The following is a 2,655-nucleotide window of genomic DNA, read 5'->3' on the forward strand; positions in this document are numbered from 1 at the left end:
CTGTTGATGCCTGTTTCCCAACCGGCGTGATTCTGGCTATTGACGGGACGCACGCCTCGGTGGAAGCGGAAAGCGAAGGCAGGGCCACGATTACCGTGTCGAGTGATGATGGGAAAGTAGCGAAAATTATCGATGGGCAACACCGGATTGCTGGATTTGCAGATTACGAAGGGGAGCCTTTCTTCCTAAATGTCACCATATTTGTAGATATGGAGCTGGAGGATCAAGCGATGGTGTTCGCGACCATCAATCTAAAGCAGACGAAGGTAACAAAGTCTTTGGCCTATGACCTGTATGACTTTGCAGTCGCTCGAAGCCCACAGAAAACTTCTCACAACATTGCGAAAATAATGAATTTCAAGAGCAAGAGCCCTCTTGAAGGTTTTATAAAAATTTTGGGCAAATCGGGTGAAAGTGCTTCTGAGTCGATAACTCAGTCAGCGTTTGTTGATCGTTTGCTAAAACTCATATCGCGTGATCCTGATAGCGACAAAGACCTCCTTAAAAGAGGCAAAAGCCCTTCCAAGGCCGTGAAAGTAGACAGGAAGAAACTCATCTTCAGAAACTTATTTTTGGCCAATGACGATGCGCGGATCGCGTACGTGCTGTGGGAGTATTTTCTCGCTGTACATCTTCGCTGGCCGGGAGCGTTGGCAGATAGAAGAAAGGGAATGATTTTGGGCCGAGGCACTGGCTTTGCAGCCCTGATGCGACTACTTCCGGAGGTGATGGCACGTATTACAGAAAGGCCGCTTGATGAGGACACCTCTAGCATCCATCATGAGGAGATTAAAGCTCTGCTTGATCTTATCCAGCTGGAATCTGAGCAATTCAACTCTCAGACGTACTTGCCGGGTTCTACGGGCGAAGGCGAATTGCTACGCGACATGCTTGGCTACATAGAGGCTAAGCCAGAGAAATGGCCGCGCTATTACTGATCACTAGTCGATCACTGCTTACGTGAGCTCGACGCAATCAGCCTTTGCTAATTGCCGTCTCTGAAAGGGATTCTGGTTTTAGGAACATCAGTCTCTCCTCGGTAGTCAGAACTCATGACGGGGGTATAGACAGGGGTAGATTCGCGGCGCTGTTACAACAAATGCGCCTGTTTACGGGGGTTTCAACGCATCTTTCAATTGACCCCAGCCATAACGACCAAGGCCGCTTGCTGAATTTCAGCAAGCGGCCTTTTTCATGGCCTGGCGCACATTCGCGGCACAGGGTATGCCGACGGCTTTTCATTTGGGCGTCAGCGGCCCCAAAAAAAACTCCATCGCCAGCGCCACCACAGGAGGCTCAATCCGGTGCGGGCCATTGAAGTCCACCGTGGTGACGTCATAACCCGCAGCTTTGAGCTTTTCCGCGTGGGGGTGTGCGCTGGTCTCTATCGGCAATTGCGCGTCTTGCAGACCATGCGCGATGAAGATGCGGGGCGTGCCTTCTTGTGTGAAAACCGACATGAAACCGCCTGAGAAAACAATCACATGGCTGGCGATGTCGCCATTGGTGACGCCTGACGAGAGTGCGTAACTTCCGCCGTCGGAAAACCCGGCGAAAGCCAGATGGGTCGGGTCTATCGCAAACCTTGAAGCGACTTCCGCCAGGGCCTTGTCCAACCGTTCCAGGTCAGGGCCGTTGCCGCCTATGACGATGTCCCAGGTCGGAAACTGCGACTGCGGCAGCAACAGCAAGAACCCCCGCTGCTGTACATGCTCGATGAGGAAGGGCAGCACCTTGTCGGCGCTGCCGCCTGCGCCGTGGAACATCACCAGCAGAGGCGCAGGCGCATCGGGCCTCAGGCCGTCGGGCACGATCAGTACGGCGTCGCGCTCTTCGGCAATGCCCAGGTTGTACCGGCCCGCAGGCAAGGGGTTTTGATGGGGCCGTGGGCCGGGGCGAAATGAAAGCCGTCCCAACAGCGCGCCACCCAGAAGCGACATGTCCAGCATGGTTAGTCTTTAAGGTGTCTGACCGATGCAGCGAAAAGCCGCGCACTGCGCAAACGCGTCTTCGCTTAGCGGCTCGCTTTTGCCCTTGCAGAACTTCGAAGTCAACTTGAGCAACTCCTTGATATCGCGCCCGCTGGCGGCGGCGTAGGTCACGGTCAGCTTGGCGACCAACTCGTCGGGCAACTCGGCGTTGAACTGCTGCCCCAGCGACTTCCACAGTTGCGCGGCCTTCTCTTTCGTCGGCGTCTCGAACTGGATGATGGCAATGCAGCGCGACAAAATGGCATCGTCAATATCGGCCACGCGATTGGTCGTCATGAAGAGCAGGCCGTTGAAGTACTCGAGCGTGCGCAAAAACTCGGCCACGATGGCGTTGTGCTGCAGGTCGTTGTCGCGTCGGCGGATGTAGACATCGGCCTCGTCCAGCAGCAACACCGAATCCCAGCGGGCCGCACGCTGCAAAATCTTCGACAGATTGGCTTCAACCGAGCCGGCCGTCACGCCGAGCTGGCCTGAATGCACGCGGTACAGCGGCTTGCCCACCACCTCGGCGTACACCTCGGCCGTCAGCGTTTTGCCCAGGCCCGGTGCGCCCTTGCACAAGATGGTGGTGCCGCCAGATTTGCCCTCGACGATGTCTTCCATCAGGAAGTTGCGGTCGGCCGTGAGGATGTCGATCAGGTCGCGGTGCGCCTGCGGCAGCACC

The 2,655-nt window shown here is 55.9% G+C and carries 3 protein-coding genes; 1 reads left to right on the forward strand and 2 read right to left on the reverse strand.

Annotated elements, in window-relative coordinates; genetic code table 11:
• Nucleotides 1-938 (forward strand): DGQHR domain-containing protein (locus AC1D1X_RS20415; RefSeq protein WP_477699024.1); only part of this gene is annotated, 938 nt, incomplete at its 5' end.
• A 300-nt stretch (nucleotides 939-1,238) separates the two neighbouring features.
• Here the strand turns inward: AC1D1X_RS20415 and AC1D1X_RS20420 are convergent.
• Together AC1D1X_RS20420 and AC1D1X_RS20425 are read right to left on the reverse strand one after the other, a co-directional pair.
• Nucleotides 1,239-1,949 carry an alpha/beta hydrolase gene (locus AC1D1X_RS20420; protein WP_477667936.1) on the reverse strand — a complete coding sequence of 237 codons (711 nt, stop codon included), beginning with the start codon at nucleotides 1,947-1,949 and terminating at the stop codon, nucleotides 1,239-1,241.
• Between the two features lie 9 nt (nucleotides 1,950-1,958).
• The coding region (locus AC1D1X_RS20425) for an AAA family ATPase (RefSeq protein ID WP_477699025.1) at nucleotides 1,959-2,655 on the reverse strand (697 nt) is incomplete at its 5' end.

The organism is Polaromonas sp. P1_G4 (assembly GCF_056405475.1).

Excerpts from the sequence above, each read along its gene's own strand:
- AC1D1X_RS20420 (WP_477667936.1), bottom strand. The coding sequence starts at position 1,949 with ATGCTGGACATGTCGCTTCTGGGTGGCGCGCTGTTGGGACGGCTTTCA.